This window comes from Algoriphagus sp. NBT04N3 (assembly GCF_019443765.1).
Classification (GTDB): Bacteria; Bacteroidota; Bacteroidia; order Cytophagales; family Cyclobacteriaceae; genus Algoriphagus; species Algoriphagus ornithinivorans.
The window spans coordinates 2,607,914-2,632,041 of sequence record NZ_CP048415.1; the positions used below are offsets into that span (position 1 = coordinate 2,607,914).

The 24,128-nt window shown below is 40.8% G+C and carries 18 protein-coding genes; 9 read left to right on the forward strand and 9 right to left on the reverse strand.

Annotated features, from left to right (window positions below; translation table 11 throughout):
• Positions 1-38: 38 nt before the first annotated feature.
• The gene (locus tag GYM62_RS11305) at positions 39-332 is read right to left on the reverse strand and encodes a helix-turn-helix transcriptional regulator (RefSeq protein ID WP_219956472.1); all 294 of its coding nucleotides are present in this window, start codon (positions 330-332) and stop codon (positions 39-41) included.
• Positions 333-1,091: 759 nt separating this feature from the next.
• On the opposite strand from GYM62_RS11305, the gene GYM62_RS11310 reads away from it, so the two are divergent.
• The 7 genes from GYM62_RS11310 (at position 1,092) to GYM62_RS11340 (ending at position 10,573) form a co-directional block, all read left to right on the forward strand.
• Positions 1,092-1,967, forward strand: coding sequence for a cation diffusion facilitator family transporter (locus tag GYM62_RS11310; RefSeq protein WP_219956473.1), 876 nt, complete (start codon positions 1,092-1,094; stop codon positions 1,965-1,967).
• Between the two features lie 267 nt (positions 1,968-2,234).
• On the forward strand, positions 2,235-4,502 hold the full coding sequence (gene bglX / locus GYM62_RS11315; RefSeq protein WP_219956474.1) for a beta-glucosidase BglX: 2,268 nt from the start codon (positions 2,235-2,237) through the stop codon (positions 4,500-4,502).
• A gap of 698 nt (positions 4,503-5,200) precedes the next feature.
• Entirely contained in the window at positions 5,201-6,106 is a 906-nt protein-coding gene (locus GYM62_RS11320) for an ABC transporter substrate-binding protein (protein WP_219956475.1), read from the forward strand.
• Between the two features lie 228 nt (positions 6,107-6,334).
• A complete protein-coding gene (locus tag GYM62_RS11325; protein WP_219956476.1) occupies positions 6,335-7,804 on the forward strand; it encodes an APC family permease in 1,470 nt (489 codons plus the stop codon).
• A gap of 14 nt (positions 7,805-7,818) precedes the next feature.
• A complete protein-coding gene (locus tag GYM62_RS11330; RefSeq protein WP_219956477.1) occupies positions 7,819-9,273 on the forward strand; it encodes an aldo/keto reductase in 1,455 nt (484 codons plus the stop codon).
• A 330-nt stretch (positions 9,274-9,603) separates the two neighbouring features.
• A complete protein-coding gene (locus GYM62_RS11335) occupies positions 9,604-10,032 on the forward strand; it encodes a nuclear transport factor 2 family protein (protein WP_219956478.1) in 429 nt (142 codons plus the stop codon).
• 1 nt (position 10,033) lies between these two features.
• Positions 10,034-10,573, forward strand: a complete 540-nt coding sequence (locus tag GYM62_RS11340; protein WP_255590356.1) for a methylated-DNA--[protein]-cysteine S-methyltransferase — start codon at positions 10,034-10,036, stop codon at positions 10,571-10,573.
• A gap of 61 nt (positions 10,574-10,634) precedes the next feature.
• Here GYM62_RS11340 and GYM62_RS11345 read toward each other — a convergent pair whose 3' ends face one another.
• From GYM62_RS11345 to GYM62_RS11360, 4 genes are all read right to left on the reverse strand, one after another.
• Complete coding sequence (locus tag GYM62_RS11345; RefSeq protein WP_219956479.1) at positions 10,635-12,071, reverse strand: efflux transporter outer membrane subunit; 1,437 nt, start codon at positions 12,069-12,071, stop codon at positions 10,635-10,637.
• Complete coding sequence (locus tag GYM62_RS11350; RefSeq protein ID WP_219956480.1) at positions 12,068-15,232, reverse strand: efflux RND transporter permease subunit; 3,165 nt, start codon at positions 15,230-15,232, stop codon at positions 12,068-12,070. The genes GYM62_RS11345 and GYM62_RS11350 overlap by 4 nt, the downstream gene beginning before the upstream one ends.
• Positions 15,233-15,256: 24 nt before the next feature.
• A complete protein-coding gene (locus GYM62_RS11355) occupies positions 15,257-16,447 on the reverse strand; it encodes an efflux RND transporter periplasmic adaptor subunit (RefSeq protein WP_219956481.1) in 1,191 nt (396 codons plus the stop codon).
• Positions 16,448-16,521: 74 nt separating this feature from the next.
• Positions 16,522-16,863: a hypothetical protein gene (locus tag GYM62_RS11360; protein ID WP_219956482.1), complete on the reverse strand. Its 342-nt coding sequence runs from the start codon at positions 16,861-16,863 to the stop codon at positions 16,522-16,524.
• 278 nt (positions 16,864-17,141) lie between these two features.
• Here GYM62_RS11360 and GYM62_RS11365 point away from each other — a divergent pair, with 278 nt between their 5' ends.
• Together GYM62_RS11365 and GYM62_RS11370 are read left to right on the forward strand one after the other, a co-directional pair.
• Complete coding sequence (locus tag GYM62_RS11365) at positions 17,142-17,498, forward strand: hypothetical protein (RefSeq protein WP_219956483.1); 357 nt, start codon at positions 17,142-17,144, stop codon at positions 17,496-17,498.
• 79 nt (positions 17,499-17,577) lie between these two features.
• Entirely contained in the window at positions 17,578-18,759 is a 1,182-nt protein-coding gene (locus GYM62_RS11370; protein WP_219956484.1) for a porin, read from the forward strand.
• A 53-nt stretch (positions 18,760-18,812) separates the two neighbouring features.
• Here GYM62_RS11370 and GYM62_RS11375 read toward each other — a convergent pair whose 3' ends face one another.
• The 4 genes from GYM62_RS11375 to GYM62_RS11390 form a co-directional block, all read right to left on the reverse strand.
• Positions 18,813-19,946: a DUF819 domain-containing protein gene (locus tag GYM62_RS11375; protein WP_219956485.1), complete on the reverse strand. Its 1,134-nt coding sequence runs from the start codon at positions 19,944-19,946 to the stop codon at positions 18,813-18,815.
• Between the two features lie 256 nt (positions 19,947-20,202).
• Positions 20,203-21,285 (reverse strand): DegT/DnrJ/EryC1/StrS aminotransferase family protein, encoded by a 1,083-nt coding sequence (locus GYM62_RS11380; RefSeq protein WP_219956486.1) that lies wholly within the window; start codon positions 21,283-21,285, stop codon positions 20,203-20,205.
• A complete protein-coding gene (locus tag GYM62_RS11385) occupies positions 21,266-22,567 on the reverse strand; it encodes a glycosyltransferase family 4 protein (protein WP_219956487.1) in 1,302 nt (433 codons plus the stop codon). Before GYM62_RS11385 ends, GYM62_RS11380 begins: the two co-directional genes overlap by 20 nt.
• An 89-nt stretch (positions 22,568-22,656) precedes the next feature.
• On the reverse strand, positions 22,657-24,111 hold the full coding sequence (locus tag GYM62_RS11390) for an NADP-dependent isocitrate dehydrogenase (protein WP_219956488.1): 1,455 nt from the start codon (positions 24,109-24,111) through the stop codon (positions 22,657-22,659).
• Positions 24,112-24,128: the final 17 nt, after the last annotated feature.

Below are 24,128 nucleotides of genomic sequence, written 5' to 3' on the forward strand. Positions count from 1 at the left end.
GTAGTCAAGCTTCTAATTCATACCTAAAATTACTAGTATTATAATAGATGCTTGGGGATTTCGATTTTGTTTTTCTTTAACAACTTAATAAACTCCTCGTTTTTTGCTTTGTATATGTGGCTACAAGAATTTGATATAGGGCACAAATCATCGGGGTTTAGGTCAAGAATTTTTGACAACTTCAAACGAATTCCATCTTTTAAAGTCGTTTTTCCATTTTCTATGTCCGAGTAGGCTTTTTGGGTAATTCCCAATTTTCCGGCTACATATTCCTGTGAGTAATCAAGTTCACGTCTTTTTTTTCGTAGTGCTTCTAAACATTGCTTTTCCATAATTCTATGATTTTACTTTCCGTGTTTTATGGTTGCACACAACATCTATATATACCTAACTTCCCCTCTCCATGGCGTCTATATCCATTATCTCCGAAACCTTCGGGAACTCCAAAAAACTGCCCTTTAAGAATTTCAAGAGCTATTATACGACAGCAAACGAATGTAATCTGATAAATGGGATTGAGAATGGCTCTGGGATACATCAACTTAAAAAACCAATTTTCTGTGGACGAAAAACTTCTTACAAGAAAGTAAAAATCAAGATTAGTTCAAATAGCGGAGTGAAGAATTCCTAAAAAATTATTTACACCCAGTTTATAAGCTAAGTTTTTGAAATTAAACCGACTATAGAAAGTTACGATTGACGTATTAGGATTGACGGCGGGCAAGTTAACTCCCTTCCTTTAGATAAGACATTTTAGCGAGCCTGAATGCTGAACAATCACTCTTTCAATTGCACAATTACTCAATTACTCGATTACTCATTCCTAATAACTCAATAACCAATCACTCCCTTCCCACGATTACTCATCCCTACTAATTTCGAACGCCGAATGTCGAATATCGAAGTAAGTGCGGCTGAGTTTTCTCCATTGCTATAACAATCCATTCAAGCGGGTAACAACTATGAACACTGAACTCTGAACAAAAATTGGCTCTCTCGCCTAATAACTCAATAACCAATAACTAGCTCCCTCCTCCCAATTACACGATTACTCTCCCCACAATAATTCTATTAATCACTACCTTCGCCCCATGGCTCGACAAAATCTGGCAATACGAACAGTGATTTTTAGTATGCTTGGCAATGCTGCGCTGGCAGTAATCAAGTTTTTCTCAGGCTTCTTCGGGAATTCTTTTGCCCTTATCGCCGATGCTATTGAATCTGTCGTGGATGTATTTGCCAGTATCCTGGTCCTGATAGGAATTCGATATGCCGCAAGACCCGCTGATGATAATCATCCTTATGGGCATGGAAAAGCAGAGCCTCTTATCACTTTTTTGGTGGTTGGTTTTCTAATTGTTTCTGCCGCCACCATCGCCTACCAAGCTGTTCAAAATATCCTCACCCCCCACCCCAGTCCCAAATCCTGGACTTTATGGGTACTGGGGGCCATTATCCTTTGGAAGGAAATATCCTTTCAGTTGGTGAATAACAGGAGCAAAAAACTCAAAAGCAGTTCCCTCAAAGCCGAAGCCTGGCATCATAGAAGTGATGCGATTACTTCCGTGGCTGCTTTTATAGGAATCTTGATTGCGATTTTTGGAGGGGAAGGATTTGAAGTCGCGGATGACTATGCAGCCCTGATTGCGGTAGCCTTTATATTGTACAACTGCTACAATATCTTCCGACCTGCTTTGGGCGAGGTCATGGATGAGGATAATCATGAAGAATTAACAGAAGCAATCCGAAGAATTGCTTCCCAAGTGCAGGGAGTCAATGGAACCGAGAAGTGCTACATCCGAAAAGCCGGCATGAAATATCATGTGGACCTGCATGCCAATGTGGACGGAAATCTAACAGTAAGGGAAGGACATGATATCGCCCATCAGCTTCAGGATACTTTAAAAAGAGAAATACCTGAGTTAGGTCATGTTTTGATTCATATTGAGCCTTTCGAAATCTCCTGATGAATTTTTGATGTAGTTTATTCCTCTTGGTTTAGAGGCTATTCCATCTTATTTTCAAAATAAACTTCTAATTTTAAGCATATCCATTTTTCACCCGTGACCATTTTAAAAGGCTTAGAAAACGGCTTGAAGTACAATTAATGCAAGCTTCGGCCTTCTGTCTTCGGTCTTTAAGCCCACTTATCAAAGAGAATTTGGCTTCTGATGAATTTTAGGATGAGAAGTAATTAATGTTTACCCCAATATTATTCTGAACCCAAGCTAGCTATGAAAAATATACCCTTCTTCCTTTTACTTGCTTTGATTTTTGCTTGCAACTCAGGCAGCAACTCAAGTTCCAGCTCTTCGGAAAGCCCTTATGAAGAGAAAATTGACAGTTTGCTGTCCATTATGACTTTGGAGGAGAAAATAGGTCAAATGAACCAGTACAATGGTTTCTGGGAAATAACCGGACCCACTCCCCAAGAAGGGGCTGCGGCTATGAAGTATGAAAATCTTAGAAAGGGTTTGGTAGGCTCCATGCTCAATGTGACTGGCGTGGAAGAAGTAAGAAAAGTACAAAAAATTGCAGTAGAAGAAAGTCGTTTGGGCATACCTCTGATTATAGGCTATGATATGATTCATGGATTTCAGACCATGAGTCCCATTCCTTTGGCAGAGGCTTCAAGTTGGGATATGGAAGCCATCCGTAGATCCTCCGAAATAGGTGCCAGAGAGGCTGCCGCTGCTGGGATCAACTGGACTTTTGCTCCCATGGTAGATATTGGCAGGGATGCACGTTGGGGAAGAGTAATGGAAGGTGCTGGAGAAGATCCTTATTTGGGCGGACAGATCGCCATAGCCCGAGTGAAAGGCTATCAGGGAGAAGATCTTTCGGACCCTTTGACCTTGGCTGCCTGCGTGAAGCATTTTGCGGGATATGGTTTTTCAGAAAGCGGTAGAGATTACAATTCGGTGGATGTAGGCACCTCCACTTTGTACAATATCATTTTACCTCCTTTCAAAGCTGCTTTGGATGCTGGGGCAAGAACATTTATGAATGCCTTCAATGATTTGAATGGAATACCTGCCACTGGCAATGCTTTTTTACAAAGAGAAATACTCAAGGAAAAATGGGGATTTGATGGCTTTGTGGTTTCAGATTGGGGTTCCATCGCTGAGATGATTCCTCATGGATTTGCGATCGATAGTGCTGCCGCCGCCTCCTATGCTGTAACTGCGGGTTCGGATATGGACATGGAGTCTTATATCTATCTGAATGAATTAAAGAAGTTGGTCGAATCGGGAGAAGTTGATGAAAAGCTGATAGATGACGCTGTTCGCAGAATTCTGAGAATCAAATACGAATTAGGCTTATTTGATGATCCCTACAAGTATTGCAATGATGAAAGAGAGAAGGAGATCATTGGAAGTGAAGAGCATATTCAGGGAGTATTGGAAATGGCCAAAAAATCTATTGTTCTGCTAAAAAATGAAGGGCAGATTCTTCCATTGAAGAAAGAGGGAATGCGAATCGCTGTGATTGGTGATCTGGCTGATGACAAGGATAGTCCGATTGGCAACTGGAGAGCAGAAGCAATTAGCAATTCTGCTGTTTCGGTTTTAGAAGGCTTGCAAAACTATCCGGGAAACAGCTATCAATATGCGAAAGGAGCTGATTTGATCCTTGGCCCTACGGCTTTTATCACGGAAGTAAAAATTAATACCGATGACAGAAGTGGCTTTGCGGAAGCAAAAAGAGTGGCTGCCAATGCGGATGTAGTGCTTTTGATTTTGGGAGAAAATGGTTTTCAATCAGGGGAAGCAAGAAGTCGGTCTGATATTGGTTTGCCGGGACTGCAACAAGAGTTGATGGAGGAAATCCAAAAGGTTAACCCAAAATCAGTATTGGTCAACATGAGTGGTCGTCCGCTGGATTTGAGTTGGGCTGATGCAAATATCCCAGCTATTCTTCAGGTTTGGCATTTGGGAAGTCAAAGTGGCAATGCGATTGCACAAGTGCTTTTTGGAGACTATAATCCTTCCGGTAAGCTACCTATGTCATTCCCAAGATCTGTGGGACAGTTGCCCATTTATTACAACCAAAAAAGCACAGGAAGACCAACTCCTCCGGGAGGTGATGTAGTATTCTGGTCCCATTATTCTGATATCAGCAATGATCCCCTATATCCTTTCGGACATGGTTTGAGCTATAGTAATTTTACCTATTCCGGCCTGAAAGTTTCCAATGAAGGAAGAAAAGTGACTGTTTCGGTAGATGTAAAAAATGAAAGTGAGCGACCTGGTGAAGAGGTGATTCAGCTTTATATTCATGATATCGTGGCATCGGTGACCAGACCCAACAAGGAACTGAAGGCATTTGAAAAAACACTGATTGAAGCAGGCCAGACTCGAACCATCACATTTGAATTGGATGAACGTCATTTGGGTTTTTATGACAATCAGGGGAATTACATCGTAGAGCCAGGAGCTTTTGACATTTATGTAGGTGGAAGTTCGAATACCAGTCTTGGAACTCAGATTTCTATTCAATAAATGGAGTTTAAAAGAAATACAGTTGAAATAAAAAGAAATACGCCTTCAGCAAAATATTTGAATAGAAGATATTAAATAAGATATGCTTTCGACAAGATAGGAGGCAATCTTTATTTTGGAAATAGAAATTAAGTTTAGCAAGAGATATACTCTAGTGACAGCTCAATTGTAAGGAAAATGAGGCACCATTAAACCACGTTCAAAATCGGCCGGCCCTATGGGACTCTTACAATTTATTATTATCAACCTAAGATTTCCAGTGATTAAAATCTCTGGCTATAAAATCGATCGTCGCTTCGCGACTTTCGGTAAATCATTGGAGATTACTAGTTCCAAATAATCCCGAAGGGATCTAAGCTAGGTAGTAAAAATTCACAGGTTATTTCTACCATGCCGTAAGTATGGAAGATAAAAATTTCGGCAATTCCAGAAAAACAAGGCAGGGTATGAAAGCGATTTTTAAAACAAAGTTGTTTTCATGAAAAAGTATAAGTCCCTCACTTGGATTAGTGTCTATTTCCTCGCTTGGAAATGTAAATTCAGTTTAGGGCTAATAACATACTCATTTAATAAAAATCCTCTTCTTCTCTCCATTTCTTTGGGTTTTTTCAAACCTTTTTGAAAGGCAGTGCTTTTAGTTTTAGGTTCACTTTATTGTGGATCTTTTTTTATTACCAAAACCTAAAAGAATTTTCAATATGATGAAAATCAACCTTGCACTCGACTGGACTCCAAACATCAATCATATCGGCTTTTTTGTAGCTCAAAATCAAGGCTTTTTTAAGGAATATGATCTGGATGTGAATTTGATCAGTCCTTCTGAAGACAATTATGCGCTCACTCCTGCCAAAAAGGTAGAATTAGGTAAAGCTGATCTGGCTCTTTGTCCTACGGAAAGCTTGATCAGCTATAGAACCAAGGAAAATAGCTTTCCTCTTTTAGGAATAGCTGCCATTTTTCAGGAGGACCTGAGTGCTATTGCTGTTCGAAAAGACAGCCATATAAATTCCCCCAAGGATTTGGATGGAAAAGTTTACGCTTCCTATGAGGCAAAGTATGAAGATGCTATTGTCAAAGAAATGGTCAAGAATGATGGTGGAAAAGGAGATTTGAAAATAAGCTATCCTGAAAAGCTAGGCATTTGGGACAGGCTGATTGAAGGAAATGCAGACTCAACCTGGATTTTTATGAATTGGGAAGGTGTAGTGGCAGAGAAAATGAAGTATGAGTTTAATTATTTCAAAATGAGTGATCACGATATCCCCTACTCCTATTCTCCTGTCATTTCGGGAAGCAGGGAGAAAATCGACTTGGAACCTGATCTCTATGCTAAATTTCTTCAAGCCAGCAAAAAGGGGTTTCTCTGGTCCAAAGAAAAACCTCAGGAAGCCATTACAATTCTAAAAAATCACTTGACTGAAAATGAGGCCGATATAGATCTGATGAAATGCCTCAACTATTCAGCTCCTCATTTGGGCGATGATGATTCTTGGGGAAAAATGGATTTGGATTCTGTGCAGACCTTTTTGGATTGGTTAAGAAGCAAAGGATTGGAAAAACAAGCATTTAAAAGCTCTGACTTGATTAGGGTTGACTTAGTTTAGTGTCAAGTGTCCGGTGTTAGATGTCCGGTGTTTGCTAGGGTTGAACTTCAATGTAATTTTTGAGCAACAGGCAAGGTCATTCGGTCTTCCTTCTCCCGTCTTCGGTTTTCCGTCTCCCAACTTCGGTCCTCTGTCTTCGGTCTCCCATCTTCTATCTTAGACCTACCTTTTAAACCATTCCATTTTTGATTCCTTGATTCTTCTCCTATTTTCGGAATCAATTCACCTATGGAAAATCACCTCAAAAGACAGCTGGGTTTGTTAGGCTTGGCAGCTACAGGAATTTGCTCCATGATAGGAGCATCTATTTATGTAGTACCCTTTATGATTCAAAGGAATGTACCTGGGATCGGGCCTTACGTAATTCCGGCATTCTTATTTGCTGCCATTCCAGCCCTTTTGGCTGCTTTTGCCTATGCCATACTCAGTACTGCCATGCCTAGAGCAGGTGGTTCCTATTTGTATGCCAGCAGGTCTTTACACCCCTATTTGGGATTTATCGCCAGTTTTTCCCAATGGTTTGGGCTATCTATCGTAATCGGGGTCATTGCTTATGTAGTCATCCCCTTTTTTCGGGATGTGGCATTGGCTTTGAAATGGACTTCATTTGCAGGTTTTCTGGAAATCGGACTTGTAAGAGTCGGTTTAGCACTTTTTCTGATTTGGTTTTTCACCTTGATCAATATCCGAGGACTTAAGTTTTATGAGAGAACTCTCATCCCATTGATGATTTTAATGTTTGCCTTGGGTGCTGTTGTTATTTTCTCAGGTTTGAGTTTTGAGCATCAGGATTTTCTGCAAGCACTTTCAGAAAAAGAAAAAAGAAGCATTTCTCTGATCGATGCGGAATTCAGTTGGGGTACATTTTTAACTGCTGCTGCTCTTTTATTTTCAAGCTTCATCGGCTTTGATTCCATAGCCCAAGCCGGAGGGGAGGCAAAAAACCCTTCCAAAAATCTTCCTAAAGCCATTGCATTGGCCATATTGGGCGTAGGAATTTTCTACATCGCATTTACTTATGCAGTCTACCATACGGTGCCTTGGCAGTTTGTAGCTGAAGAAGCCCTGCAAAAAGATATTTCTGCAGCAGGTGTTCTGAGTTATGTACTCAACCCAACTGTGGGCATTCTGATTCTCGCCGGAGCTGCCATAGCCTTATTGAATGATTTACCAGCTATGATTTTATCCGTTTCCAGACTGGTTTTTTCCTGGGCAGAGGACGGTATATTCCCCAATAAACTTTCACTGATCCACTCACAATATCAAACGCCTTATGCTGCCTTAATTCTCAGCGGAATTATGGCAAGTATTGGAGTATTGGGAAGTCATTTTGCGGGGGATTTCTTTTTGGGAATAGACATTATGGTAACTTCCATGCTGATCAATTTCTTACTGATGAGTTTTTCCCTGTTTTTCTTGCCCTTTCGAAATCCTACTTTGGCTGGAGAAATCAAAACCATCAAAAACCGAAAGGTTCAAAGAATATTGGCCATTTTAGGCATGCTGTTTTTGGCAACATTCCTCATTATCCATATTTCAAAAGATCTAAATGCTCAGGTAAGTGATTGGTACTTCCATAGTACGTGGGTCTACCTTTTGGTTTTGCTAATCGCATCTCTGTTATTCTCCTACCAATGGACACAACTGAAAAAGTCAGGAGTAGATGTAGCAAAACGATTTTCAGAATTACCTGATTAAGTCCTTTAAAAATTATGAGCAAAGAAAATCACACTATAGAACTGGCTCCCGGGTTGAATATATGTCCTGTTTTGACTGGATTATGGCAAATCGCCGATCTGGAAAGAGATGGAAACAAGGTGAATCCCTATGAAGCTGCAAAAGCTATGAAGTCCTATGCAGATGCTGGTTTTACCACTTTTGACATGGCAGATCATTACGGTTCGGCCGAAGAAATCACCGGCACTTACATTCAAACCTACAGAAAAGAAAATGTCCAATTCTTCACCAAGTGGGTACCCTCTCCCGGAAACATAAGCAAAGATCAGGTAAGGGAAGCAGTGGAAAGAGCTTTAACAAGAATGCATTCCGAGCAAATAGATCTGATGCAATTTCACGCCTGGCAATATTCGCATCCTTCATGGGTGGATTGTCTTTTTTGGTTGCAGGAGCTGAAAGAAGAAGGACTGATCAAGCATTTGGGATTGACCAATTTTGACACCGCACATCTAAATATTGTGGTCAATTCAGGCATCAAAGTGGTATCAAACCAAGTTTGTTATTCTCTTTTGGATCAAAGAGCTGCAGGGAAGATGACAGAACTTTGCTTGCAGCATGGAATCAAATTATTGGCCTTTGGAACCCTTGGAGGTGGATTTCTTTCAGAAAAATGGCTGGGAAAAGAAGAGCCTTTGTTAAACGAAAACCTGACTTGGTCACAGATGAAGTACAAGCGATTTGTAGATCAGATTGGTGGCTGGAATAAACTCCAGGATTTACTTCAGATCTTAGACCAAGTTGCAAAGAAACAGGAAGTAGGCATCGCCAACGTGGCCAGCAGATATATGATGGACCAGCCGGCGGCAGGAGGAGTCATCATCGGAGCCAGACTTGGAAAAAGTGCTCATATTGAGGACAATCAAAAGCTTTTTAAACTTCAAATCGAAGATCAGGACAAAGAAAAAATCAAGGAGGTCTTGAATACCTTTGATCCAATCCCTGGAGATTGTGGGGACGAGTATAGAAAACCTCCTTTTTTGACTGCTTCGGGAGACTTAAGCCATCATGTAGAGTCTTTTCCTGCCCCCTATCCTACTGTGAAAGGAAACGATGGAAGAACCAAAGCTCTGAGCGGAACGATATGGGAGGATGTTGCAGGCTTTAGCAGAGCTGTGAGAAAGGGAAATCGAATCTCTGTTTCAGGTACCACGGCTACTCATGGATCGTTTGCCATGGGAGGCTCAGATCCTGCCACCCAAACACATTTTATCATTGACAAATTGGAAGGGGCTATTCAGGCTTTGGGAGGAAAATTGGAAGATGTGATCAGAACCAGAATTTTCATCAGAAATATTTCAGACTGGGAAGCGGTGGCCAGAGCTCACGGAGAACGCTTTGCAGAGATCCAACCTACCAATACTATGGTCAAAGCGGATTTAATTGGAGATGAATATCTGGTAGAAATTGAGGCAGAAGCTGTCGTTGAGTAAAAAACCTTTATCTCTTAAGATTGGGAGTTTATTATCTTGGGAGATGTCATCCCAATTGAAATTAATTGTTGATATGAAGTTTAGGTCAGTCCGAACTGAGTCGAGGACCCTTCGACTCCCTGCCTGACGTCAGGCAGGCGCTCAGGGTGACCCTAGTAAATTCCCTTATTAAGATTTTTGACTCTTATGTTTTTGAACATATTAGTTCCTGTATTGAAAAATTTTAATTGATTTGGGAATAGTATCATGATTCAAAATAAGCAAAATGAACCCTTACATTATATTCTGCTAAAATTGAGAATTATCAAAATACCAAAAAACTTATTCCTTATGAAAAAATGCCTGCTGATTTTCGCTTTTCTATATTGCTGTAATGCACCATTATTCGCTCAATCCAAAACCGAATTGGAAGGGAAAATGACTGAGCTGACGCAGGCACTTCTCTCAGAAAACGTGGAAAAGCTCCGAGCTCTCACCTCCACACAACTGAGCTATGGACATAGCGGTGGGGTAATTGAGAGTCAAAAGGCATTTCTGAAAATATTCGAAGAGAAAATCAACGATTATGAAACTTGGGACATCAGTGAACAGGAAATCAGCTATGCCTCAGAAGATTTGGGTATTGTTAGACACTTGGTCAATGGATCCATCTGGGTTGATGGAGAACTTAGGAAACTCAATTTAGGAGTGATGCTGGTTTGGGTAAAGGAAGAAGGGGGATGGAAAATTTTGGCTCGCCAAGCATATAGAAGACCTTAAGATGAAAACAATAATTACTCAAACCTATCAATCTCCTGTGGGAGAGCTTCTCTTGGGAGTTTTCGAGGATCAACTTTGCCTTTGTGACTGGAAATACAGAAAAATGCGTCAGGCTATTGATCAGCGAATTCAAAGTGGATTAAATGTAACATATCAGGAAGGGAATCATCCTATTTTGGAAAAAGCAGTAGTCCAGTTAAATGAATACTTCAACTCCGAGAGAAAAACTTTCGAATTGCCCTTGCATTTTGTCGGGTCTGATTTTCAAAAATCGGTTTGGAATGCCTTGATTCAAATTCCTTTTGGAGAAACCAAAAGCTATTTAGCCTTATCCCAACAACTCCAAAATCCGGATGCCATTCGGGCTGTTGCCTCAGCCAATGGAGCTAATGCAATATCCATCATTGTACCTTGTCATAGAATTATAGGTTCGGATGGAAGTTTGGTAGGTTATGCAGGAGGATTGGAAGCCAAAAAGAAACTTCTCAGATTGGAAGGCATTCAGCAATTTTCCAAGCCTGGACAGATTCAGCTTTTTTGATTCCTAAAGAAAAAAAGGGAGCCTATCGACTCCCTCTTTAACCATCTCTAAACCTAATCCATTATTCCATACCCCCGCCCAAAGCTCTGTACAAGAGCGCATGGGACTGAAGTTTTGACGCTTTTAAATCTGCCAGTTCTACGGCCGATTCCAAAGCTCTGCTTTGCGCATTTATAACTTCCAGATAATTCGCATATCCCACAGTAAATAGTGTATAGGAATTATCAACTGATCTTTTTTGAACCTCTACTTCCTCTGCTTTCAATTTCATTTGGTTTTCGTAGGTTTTAATTTGATTTACCAGATCAAGAACTTCTAAGTAGGCATTTAGGGTCTTTTTCTCATATTCCAAAAAGGCGATTTTCTGATCTGCTTTGGCATACATGTACTCTTTTTGGATTTCTCTTCTATTGAAAATAGGAGCTGTCAATCCCGCGCCTAACTGGTAAGCTGTTGAAGCGGGCTGGAAAAAAAGCCTGCTAAATTCGAACGCATTGAATCCTGCCATCCCAAACAAGGATATCGAAGGGAAAAAGGCAGATTTAGCTGCTGAAACATCCGCCTGAGAAGCCTTCAATTCCAACTCAGCAGCGCGCAAGTCCGGTCTGTTTTGAAGTAAATTTGCAGGAATCCCCACGGCAAGTAGCCTAGGCATTTCTATCACTTCATTCAAATTACTTCGGGTAAGCTTTATATTTCCATCTCCTACCAATCTTGAGAGTTCATACTCCAGAGATTTCTGCACTCTTCTATTGGCTTCCAGCTTGGATTTGGAGTTGAGCAAAAGGGCCTCAAACTGATCGATTGCTAGTTGATTTGCTTTCCCTGCCATTTTTAAGTCAATCATGAGTTCAAGACCGGTTTGCTGAAGCTGAATTGACTCTCTCAATACCTGAAGCTCCTGATCCACCGCCAATAACTCATAATAGTTTTTAGCTATCTCTGCTACCAGCATGGTTCTCACAGCATGGGAAGTTTGTTCTGAAGCGAGGAAACGTGCAGTTGCTGCCTTTCTTTTACTCTTTAATTTTCCCCATACATCCAATTCCCAGCTGAAATTGGCTCCTAAGATGAAATCCTTGTATGGATTCGGAATCCTTTTATCATCCGGAATGGTTTCGGAACGGTTGGTATCCCAGTTTCCTACCCCATCCATCGTATAATCTCCAAATTTTCGCTGGGAAGCACCTGCAATTCCTGAGACGGCGGGAAAAATTGCAGCTTTTGCTGCCTTCATTCCTGCTCGGGAAGCGGTGATTCTTTCCAATGCAATTCGGTTATCCTGATTATGAACCAAGCCATGCCTAATGAGTGATTTCAGATTTTCATCCTGAAAATATTCTTCCCATTTCAGTAAGCCTATGCTTGTTCTTAGCGAATCAATACCTTCGAATGCCAGCGGCAAAGTCGGGTTCGTTTCTTTTGAGTTTTCTTTTATACTGGCACAACCTGTCACCAGCAAAAAGAATATTAAGGCAACAAAACCTAGATTTTTCATGCGAATACTTCTTGCTCAACAAGAATTTTTGGAGATGATTTAGCCTTATTAGCTTTTAATTTTGAATCGATGGTTTCGAAAACCACATAAAGCCCCGGGATCAGAAAGACTCCTATGAGCGTTCCTATCAGCATTCCTCCGGCTGCCGCCGTTCCGATTGTTCTATTTCCGATTGCCCCTGCACCGGAAGCAATGGTCAAAGGAATCAGGCCACAGATAAAGGCAAAAGAGGTCATCAGAATAGGCCTCAAACGTTCCATGCCCCCATTGATCGCGCTTTGAAGTATAGAGACGCCCTTATTTCTATTTTGAATGGCTATTTCAATGATTAGAATCGCATTCTTACCTAGCAAGCCAATAAGCATGACCAGAGAAACCTGCGCATAAATATCATTTTGTAAGCCTACCAAATAGAGAAAGAAATAGGCTCCGAATATCCCTGCCGGTAAGGACAGAATTACAGAAAGAGGAAGGAAATAGCTTTCATATTGTGCTGCCAATAGCAGGTAAACGAATACCAAACAGATGATGAATATGTAGACAGCTTGATTTCCCGAGGCAATTTGCTCTCTGGTAATTCCAGACCAGTCAATATCAAATCCTCTAGGTAAAGTTTGTAAAGCGACCTCTTCTACAGCTTTAATCGCATCTCCTGATGAGTATCCTGGTGCGGCATCACCAGAAACCAAGGCGGAAGTAAACATATTGTATCTGGTCAGCTGCTCTGGTCCATACACCCTTTCCAAACTGACAAAGTTGGAATAAGGGACCATCTCACCCTCTTTGTTTTTAGCATACATATCCAATAAAGATTCCGGTGAGGTTCTGTATTCAGGTGAAGCCTGAATCATCACCTTGTACATCATCCCGTATCGGATAAAATTGGATGCATAGTAGCTACCGATGTAACTCTGAAGCGTTTCCATAGCATCATTGACTGAGACTCCCAATTTTGCAGCTTTATCATGATCGACACTCAACAAAAACTGAGGGAAGCTTGGATCAAAGTTGGTGAAGACTCCTTCCAATTCAGGTCGATCGTTCAAGGCTTTCAGAAATTCCTCAGTAACTGTTGCCATGTTGCCTAAGTCACCGCCAGATCTATCCTGAAGTCTCATTTCAAATCCAGAAGCATTACCAAAACCAGGAACCGGAGGAGGAGCGAAAAACTGAATGTCAGCCCCTTTGATATGAGAGGTTCTTTCAGTGTATTCAGCAATTAGCTCATTGACATTTTGTTCTCTTTGATCCCAGGTTTTCAAATTGACCATTCCCATACCATAAGATGCACCTGCAGTCTCAGTCAATAAAGAGTATCCGGCCAATGTGGAAACTGTCTCCACATCTTTCATAGGAAGCAATGCTGCCTGTACCTCATCCATAATGGTGGAGGTTCTATCTACAGTTGCTCCGGGAGGTGTGGTCACATTGACGTAAATCATCCCTTGGTCCTCATTTGGAATAAAACCTGTAGGAACGATGGATAACATTCCATAAGTCAAGCCAAAGAACAAGACCAGAGAACCGTAAGTGATTGTTTTTCTACCTACAATACCTTTCAGCACACTGGCATATTTTCCAGCCAAGGCATCGTATTTTGAATTAAAGCCAAGGAAAAAACGTCCTATCAGAGACTTTTTCTCTTCTCCATGATGCATGGGTTTCAACAAAATGCTGCACAAAGCCGGAGAAAGGGTCAATGCATTAATTCCGGAAATCACGATAGCTATTGCTAGGGTTAAGGAGAATTGTCTGTAGAAAATTCCGACTGGACCGGAAAGAAAACTCACAGGAATAAACACAGCGGACATTACAAGAGTAATAGCCACAATTGCACCCCCAATTTCTTTCATTGCGGCAATTGTAGCATCTAAGGCATTGAGCTTAAGTTCATGCATCTTTACGTGAACAGCCTCCACCACTACAATGGCGTTATCCACCACTATACCGATAGCGAGCACCAATGCAAATAGAGTTAGCAAATTGATAGAAAACCCAAAGAGCTGCATGAAGAACAGGGTCCCCACCAGCGAGACCGGAACAGCTATGGCCGGAATCAAAGTGGACCTAAAGTCCTGTAAGAAGAGATAAACCACCAAGAAAACTAGAATAAATGCTTCCAATAAGGTTTTTACTACTTCATAGATAGAAGCATCCAAGAAACGGCTTACGTCATATGAAACGTTGAAACTCATCCCCGGAGGAAAGGATGAACCTTCCAGCTCCACCATTTTATCTTTGATATTGCTGATTACCTCTCTTGCATTTGATCCTGGTCTTTGTTTAATCATGATGGAGGCAGAAGGCTTACCATCCGTCATCGAAACCATGCTATATTCCAAGGCATCAAATTGAATATCTGCCACATCTTTCAGTTTCAATAATGAACCATCAGGCAAAGCCTTCAAGGTGATATTTCGATAGTCTTCTTCTTGATTAAATTTCCCAGTATACTTTAATACATATTGTAATGCTTGAGGATCTCTGTCCGAGCTGATCCCTGATTTTCCGGGTGCTGCTTCCACGTTTTGCTCACGAATCGCATCGGTTACATCTTGAGGAGAAATATCGTATGCGGCCAATCGATCCGGCTTCAACCAAATTCTCATGGCATAATCCTTCATCCCCATGATTTGGGCAAAACCCACCCCATCGATCCTCTTTAGTTCTGGAAGAATATTGATATCTGCAAAGTTGTAAACGAACTTCTCGTCCTGAGTGGAGTCAGTGGTAGTCAGGTTGAGGTAAAGCAACATACTGTTGACTTCCTTCTCTGTCTGAACTCCGGCTCGTATAACCTCCTCAGGTAATTCATCCAAGACCGTTGCCACCCTGTTTTGAACGTTTACAGCAGCTTGGTCTGGATCGGTGCCAACTTTAAAGACAATATTAATCAGGGTAATACCGTCATTGGTATTGACGGAAGTCATGTATTCCATTCCTGGAACACCGTTAATTGCTCTTTCGAGCGGAGTAGCAACAGCCTTCGCTAATACCTCGGCATTTGCGCCAGTGTATTTTGCGGTCACTGTCACTGAAGGCGGAACAATGTCCGGGAACTGGGTGATTGGCAATGAGGTAAAGGCCAACAAACCCAAGAGCGTGATAAATATAGATATCACAGTGGAGAGTATGGGTCTCCTGATAAAGAGCTCAAACATGTGGCAATAAATTAGCCGTTGCGATTAGTTAGAGGAAATCATGTCTGAGTAAACATCACCTGCAGCAATTGCCTGAGGAAGGATTTTTGCGCCATCTTGTAGCTGTTGAATTCCTTCCAAAACAATCCTGTCTCCAGGCTCAAAACCTTGAGCTATGTAATAAACACCCATCCTCTGAAGAGGCTTGAAGCTTCTCACTTTCACTACATTTTCCTTATCTACTACATAGACATAGGTAAAATCTTGTATTTCGAAAGTCGCCTTCTGAGGAATCAAGAATACATCAGTCAAATTGCTCATCATCTGGATTTTACCAGAAGCACCATGCTTGATCAATTTATCCGGGTTTGGAAAACGTACTCTGAAACCAATAGAACCGGTTTTCTCTTCAATATCGCCTTCTGTGGTTTCCAAGCGGCCCTTTTCAGGATATTTTTCTCCATCGGAAAGAATCAAAGAAAGCTTGTCGTCAAGCGATGAGAAATCGTTTCCTTCAATTTGAGTTCGCATAAAGCTGAGGTATTCACTCTCATTGACTTTATAATAAGCAAATACAGAAGAGATGTCTGTTATCGATGTCAGTAAGTCGTTTTCATTAACCAAGCTGCCGATTTTGTGAGGAATGCGATCCACGATTCCGTCAAAAGGAGCTTTTACAGTCGTATAGGAAAGCCCCATTTGGGCACCTTTTAGCTGAGCTTCAGCCTCTGCAATTTGGGATTCAGCTACAGAGAGTTTGGAATTAGCTAACTCCAGTTCTGATTTGGAGATAATATTTTTCTCCACCAGTACCAATAGCCTTTCTCTTTCGACTTTGGCTGCTTTTTCTTCAGCTTTAGCCTTCATCAAATTAGCTCTTGCTGAATTCACCAACTCATTGTATTCAGCGGATGATAGCTGAAAAAGCTTTTGGCCTTTTTTCACATGCTGACCTTCATCCACGAATATTTGATTTACAAAACCCTCTACTTTGGATCTTACTTCTACAAACTGAATCGCTTGAATATCACAGATGTATGTTTGAGGAACCTCCACTGTTTGAGGCTGCAGTTCCAAAATTGGAATAAGCGGCTCCTCTTTTTCAGTGGTATTTTTGGATTTAACTTCTGTGCAGGAATTAATACCTACAACTAATGCACTTAGAATGGTAATGGATAATAGGATTTTAGCATAAGTTTTCCCTTTGGAAAAACTTACTTGTTTTTCTGTTTTCATGATATTTTTTAGAAAATAAATGGAATAACCGGACTACACTTAGCCTGGGGAATTAGTAGGTACTTATCAAAAAATCAGGGAGCGTTGACTTCAATTGTATGCCTGAAAAGTAAATGAGGCAGGAAGTATATTTGGGTATATTCAATTTTCGCAAACTCCCCGATTTGATGGAGAATTGGAAAATAAATTTCTGCTGGGTTAAAATCTTTACATTCTCTCCAGCGCTGTGAGGAATTTACTTTTCCCTGAACTGGAGAAATATGAGGAAGAAATAAATCTTGATAGTCAAAGGATCCTTCCTGTAATTCGAAAGAGACTGGCTGTTCGCCTGATGAAATAATCCTCCCTTCCCCCTCCTGTTCGATGACAGAAAGAAGACCTGCAAAAAAGAGAAAAATCAGCGTGATCAATCTCATAAATTCAATCTAGGATTAAATGCAGTAAAATAAGGGTTCGTGAATAAAGCGGATTGAGATATTGTCTGGCCCTCTCCTCTTTCACGATGCAAAGTAAAATAGAATCCAAACAATATTTTCAAATATTTCAAAGATTATTTTTGATCGTTTGAGATTTGGCAAGAAAACGATGAATTATTAACATATACATAATTAAAAAAAGGGCATGAAAAATAAACTCGGCCTACATTTTGAAAAATAGAATTCTTTTTTGCTAGCTTCGCGGCGATAATCAGCCGATGAATTTACGGACCACTGTTGCTTCCTTAAGCATCATTTTACTCTTGTCTGTTTTGGTTCTTCTTCCGAAGAGCTTGGCAAACAATTTTCATCAAACCAGTTTTGTAAGCCATACGTCTTCCCATATTGATCAGCTTCAATTTCCATCATTGGATGGTCAGGAGTTGGTAGGGATTCAAAGTCAGGTTCAGTCCTTCCATTTTCAAAGCCAATTCAAAACTGGCTTCTTCTTATCATTTTCTTTTGCTGAAAATCAAAGACACTTCTTCCAAAGAATTGGCTTACTCTATCAGAAGGAGAAATCAATTTATTCCACCTTACCCATTTTTCTTTTCAATAGGGTTCTCAGGCTTTAGCCTATTTTTTCTCTTCTTCTAACAGCTTGAAATACGCTAGCTGTCTTCATTCTACCCTGTTTATTTCAATATTTCAATTATGAAAAAAATCATAATGCTGGCCTTGTTTTGCTATTACTCTGCAATACCAGCATCTGCTGCATTTACATCTTTATGTGACAGCATTCCTCAGGAAAATTCTAAAATCAAGGATCTTCTGTCCACCCAGATTAATGATGGAAAGTTGACTTTAAATCTTTACGGTGATTTCGGATATGTATTTGGGCCTCAAAAGACTCACACCTTTTATGATCCCATTACCCAAAATGAAGTCACTCAATACGGACGGAGAGATTTTACCAGTTACCCCTTGTATGCGAATCAATTTTCTATGTCCTATGCCTTTGTTCAGGCTCAATATGAAATTGAAAATAAATTTCGATTCCGATTGGCTTTACACTCAGGACATATTGTTGATGCCCTTTATGTGGAAGAAACCCCCTCTACCAAAATAATTCGAGAGATGGCCATTTATTACCATCTTAATCCTAAATGGGCAATTGAAGCGGGTATATTCCCTTCCTACTTCGGAGCTGAAATAGTACTGAATAAGGAAAATCTACATGCAACACGGGCATATATTGCAGATTTTACTCCCGATTATGAAGCGGGAATTAGGTTACACTACAAACCTGATCAATTCAACACATTTACCGCGATGGTTTTAAACGGCTGGCAAGTGATAAGAGAGACCAACACCACCAAAGCTTATGCTCTTACTTGGACGCTCAATAAACCCGGTAAAATAGTTGGTAACTGGAACCTGATGTTTGCTGATGAGCAGTCTTTGATGGCACCCAAACCTCTCTTCAGGCATTATCAGAATATTTATTATCGAATCTGGTTATCAAAAAGGTTGCTTATTCTACCTGTCTTAGACATCATGGTTGAGCGCAAACCAGCAGCCCAAAAAGGCTGGAATAAAGTGATAGCTCCGGCATTCTCAGCCCGTTATGCAATCAATGACAAGTTTGGCGTTGCCTCTAGGTTTGAATACATTTATGATCCAAGTAACATCATACCCGAACTCAAAACCAATACTCCCAATGGCTGGCAATCTAAGGCTACTACTCTAACTTTCGAATATTTACCTTCTAACTGGATTACTTTCAGAGCTGAAGGAAAATATGGAGTAAATAAAGATGCCGTATTCAGAGACAAATTTAATTTACCAACCAGAGCAGATTATTATGGGATAGTCAGCACTGCATTTTATTTCTAAAAAAAACACCACCACCTTTACCTTAGCCCTCATTTCTTTTGATTTGAGGGCTTTTATAATATTCCCGCTACCATAAAACCTAAATAGGTTCCCAAGGCATTTCCTAAGCTCCCTACCAAAACCCCAGGAATCAGCAGGTCAGGCCTGTCCAAACTTTCAGCAGCTGCTATGGCGGTAGTATTCCCGCCCACATTTGCTTGAGAGGCCACAGCTATTACATCCCAATCCATTTTGAATAAGGCTCCCAAACCGAAAATCACGACACCATGAATCAGCACTAGTAAGCCCACAAACAAGATTAGAGTACCTGCTAAAGATCCTACTCCCGAAAGTGCCCCCACATCACAGAGAGTTCCTATTACAGCGAGAAAAACCAGAATAAAGAAAAATCCCAAAGTATGCTTCCCGTGCAACTGCTGCACTGAGGGAAACTGTGCGAGGATCAAGGCAATGGTCGTTAAAGTGATGATTTCCGGAATTTGGGGAATATAATATTCCAAAACTCGACTAATAGCCATAGCCAAAAAGCCTAATGCTAAAATGGAAGCCAAGGAGGAAAGTGAAATAAATTCTACGCTTGGAATCTGCTGAGCCTGCTTGGCAGATTGCAGCTTTTTTCGAGGGAAAAGTTTTTGCAGATACCTCGGCAATATCAAAGTGGCAATGATCCAAGGTGTACCGATTAAGTTATCCACTACAGTAGTTGCAGCATACAAAGTTCCGTTTTCATTGACTCCATAGCTGAGGGCTACCGCATTGAAATTGATACTTCCTCCTATATAAGTGCCCGTAAACATGCCCGCCACAGCAGAAGCCATATCTCCTATTTCGGATTGAGGCTGAACCACGAACCAGGCTACAAATACTCCAATGACTGTTCCTAGTGTACCCAAACAAAACATCAATAAAAGAGGCAATCCAGCTTTCTTGATGCTTTTTAAATCGACTTCCAAAAGGGCAATAAAAATCCCTAAAGGTGCCAAATAATTGAAAACTCCATTATAAACCACATGACCACCCATGGCACTGGGAATGATACCTACATTGGATAAAATGGCACAGATTAAGATCACCAGAATGGGAGTTCCTACGGTTTTTCCCCATGAAAATCGGGTTAACCAGATTGCAAAAAAAACGGCAACACAAAGCGCTCCAGCAACAAAGAGCGGGTTTTGATTGAAAGGCATTTTTGAAAATAGGAAATTGAATTGGAATTTTCAGAACCCTTTGCAGATTCGGGGTTAGATTATCTGGTTATTCGATATAATTCCATTCGCCATTTTTGCTTTGATGATCTGGCTGGAAGACAGATGACCGAAGACCGAAGCTTCCGGAATCTGATCCTTTAGGCTGATAATAAGCCGATTTTCAACTAATTGGCAAAACCAGGTTTTAATATGGAATTATAAAGAGCAGTGCATGTTGATCTTGCTTAGGTTTACTTTAAAAAAAGTCTTTAATCAATTTGCAAACCCTGTAAACCTCCTCTTTTTTCATCCAGGGGTTCAAAGGCAAGGAAAGACATTCTTTACTTAATTTTCTTGCATTCATATAATTACCCTGATGTTCGTAAGGAACCATATCAGGCAAAATAGTAGGATAATGAATAGCTGTTCCTACCCCATGCTCTTCCAAGTATTGCTTCAAAGAATCTCTTCTTGGAGACTTGATCACAAATAAATGCATATTCGAACTTGGGTCTTGGGAATTAAAAGGCAATTCAAGGTCTGGTAAACCTGATAGTTCTTCGCAGTAAATTCCCGCAAATTCCTTTCTCAATTGCTGATGCTTGAAAAAATCCTCCAGATAAATTCTCAAAAAGGCAGCCTGCAAAGTATCCATCCGACTGTTTCTTCCCACCAAATTATGCTGATCTCTTTCTGGTTGCCCATGATTGCTGATCAACCTTATCCGCTCCGCCAAGCCAGCATCTTGACATAAACACATACCTGCCTCTCCTAAAGCACCCAGATTTTTTGTAGGATAAAAACTCAGGCATCCTACATCCCCCCAAGTTCCGGCAAAGCTCCCATCGTAGAAAGATCCAAATGCTTGGGCTGCATCTTCAATAACTTTCAAATGATGGTGTTTGGCTTTGACCATCAAATTATTCATCTCCAGCATCTGCCCATATAAATGAACCGGGATCACAGCCTTGGTTTTTGGGGTGACGGCCTTGGTCCAGTCCTTAGCCAAGAGTCCATTTTCATCCGTATCCCAAAAGACAGGTTTAGCCCCTACCATAATCACGGCTTCCGCTGTACTTACCCAAGTCATAGCAGGAAGGATCACCTCATCCCCCGAACCTATATTCAATGCCCGAAGTGCCAATTCCAAAGCGTCGGTTCCATTGGCACAGCTTATCGCATGAGAGGTATTTAAAAATTCTTTGACTTTAGATTCAAAACTCTCCACCTCTTGACCGAAAGAATAAACTCCTCTTTTCAAAAGCTCAGCAAACTTCTCTTGCAGCTTCAGTTGAATTTCATTCGGAATCTTACTTAAATCAAGAAAGGGTATTTTCATCTAAAATCTCTGCTAATTGAGCGGATAGATATTTTCTGGAATATTGATTGGGCATGCCTTCGGATTCAGACTGCATGTTATCATCCATCAATTTCCGTAAGGCTATTTGTATCTGAACATGATCCTCATGGGAAACTACCTGAGACATTCCGGTATTTTGAAGTATTGCTGCCGAATCTCCTTTTGGATCACCCAAAGCCAAAACCGGAACTCCGATCGCTAAATATTCAAATAATTTTCCGGGAATATTCCCTTTGGCATTTTTAGTATCGGTTAAAATCAAAACCAAAGCATCTGCTTGAGCATAAAATTCAAATACCTTTTGATGGGAAACATAACCTGCAAAATCCACAATGGATTTTAGCCAAGTGTCTGCCTCCACAAATTTTTTCACTTGCTCGCTTACTTTCCCCACAAAGGTAAATTTCACTTTATCCTCAGTGGTAGAAAATTCCTCTTTCAAAGCTTTAAATAAAGGAAGTGGATTTCTGATCGCGTCGATAATTCCAGTATAGACCAAATGAAGTTCCCCTTCTTTCTTCTGCTTTGGCTGAAATCCTTTTGGTAAATCGGCAGGATCAAATCCATTGGTAAGTAATCTTACTTTTCTTTTTGAAAGCCGCTCCAAGTCCTTCTGAAAAGTAGGCGAAATGGTCAAAACCTCGTCTGCTTCTTTCAAAACAGACTCTTCCAGCTTTTGGTGCTTTTTCCGAATGTTTGGGCTCATCGGCATGGTATCCAAAAACTCCCATTCCGACCATGGGTCTCTGAAATCAGCAACCCATTTAACTCCGGTCTTGCGTTTCAATTCTCTCCCAATCAAATGCATGGAATGCGGAGGTCCTGTCGTAATGATTGCCTCAAACTGCCCTCCCTTGACTAATTCAGAGAGAAATTTCACTGATGGCTTTACCCAAAAAACTCTAGGATCAGGCACCAAAAAATTGGCTCTTAACCAGATTGCGGCCTTTTCCAGTATTCCCTTTTTCTTCTGCTCCATGATTCTGGCTGGATGCGTTTTCCCCTTTCCCCGGAGTTTATCCAGTAAGGAATAAGGTTCCCAAATCGGAAACTTCATCACTTCCAGTGATTCTGGGATTTCCTTTAGGAGAAATTCATCTTTCAGATCAAAATCGGGGTTTTCGGGAGTAAAAATGACAGGTTCCCATCCTGAATCCGGAAGGTACTTGGCAAATTTCAACCAACGCTGAACTCCAGAACCGGCACTAGGCGGCCAATAATAGGTGATAATTAAAACTCGTTTGGAAAGTTTTTGATCCATAGGAATCCGAATTTGGAAAAATTATAGGACAAAAAGAAAGGGGAAGAAATCCTCCCCCTTTCAAAATTAAAATATGTACTTGATGATGATTATTCTCCTTGTGCTAAAGAATAACCTCTCGCTCCATCAAATGTGTATAGATGCTCAGTTTTGATAAAGTCAAAGCCTAATCCTTGGATTTGCTTCAATAATTCCAACACTATATCATGAGAAATTACTCTTTGATCAGCAGTTTTAAATCTGCATCTCCAGTGATCAGTACAGAAGGTTTCCTTCATTCCCTCAGGGAATACTTTCACTCCTCTATTGGTGATCAATTGCAACTGAAGACCGTCAGCATTCGCTTTTCTTAATCTTTCTCCAATTACATTAGGGTCTCTGTTGTCCTCATCCCAATCGATGAATACGTCCACCCCGATCAATTCTTTCTTTGACTTGGTTTTAGGTGTTAGCTTGATGTTCATTGGTTCAGTCGCTTCTTTGTCGAAAGAAGCTTCAGCCATCTTCTGAGGCTTCTGACCCAATCTTTCGATTACCGCCTGAGCAAACTCCTGAGTACTTGCTTTCTTGCTGGACAAACCTTCCTGATAGATATCTCCGGTGTGGATACCATCTTCCAGAGTTCTCATCCAAGCGTTAGAGATCTTTTCAGCAATTTCAGGTTGGCCGATGTGAACCAGCATCATGATAGCACCATTCAACAAACCTGAAGGGTTTGCGATGCCCATTCCTGCGATATCAGGAGCAGAACCGTGGATCGCTTCGAACATGGCAACTTCCTCACCTACGTTAGCAGAACCGCCTAGCCCTACAGAGCCTGTAACCTGAGCTGCTACGTCGGAAATAATATCTCCGTACAAGTTCAAAGTCACGATCACATCAAAAATTTCCGGTCTTTCAGCAATCAAAGCTGTTCCGATATCGATGATTTTGTGTTCAGTCTGGATCTCAGGGTATTCTTTTGCTACCTCGTCAAATTTCTTATGGAAAAGACCATCGGCCAATTTCATGATATTGTCCTTGGTCATACATGTCACTTTCTTTCTGCCATACTTTTTAGCGTATTCAAAAGCGTAACGGATGATTTTCTCTGAACCCGGCTCAGATACCAATTTCAAAGTTTGGTAAACTTCCTGAGTCTGTCTATGCTCGATTCCCGCGTACAAATCTTCTTCATTCTCACGAATGATTACCAAGTCTGTTTTTGGGAAGTGGGTTTTAATAAATGGAGAATATGCCTTACAAGGTCTCACGTTGGCATATAGTCCAAATGACTTTCTGGTAGTCACATTCAGGGACTTAAATCCACCACCTTGAGGAGTGGTGATTGGTGACTTCAAAAATACCTTGGTCTCACGAAGTGAATCAAATGATTTAGGTTCCATACCAGAGGAAATCCCCTTTAAGTATACTTGTTCACCGATTTCAATCACATCATATTCCAGTTGCGCGCCTGCTGCATCCAGGATATTTAGTGTTGCTTTCATGATTTCTGGCCCAATACCATCACCATAGGCTACGGTGATTTTCTTTTTTGAAGACATATATATTGTGGATTTAG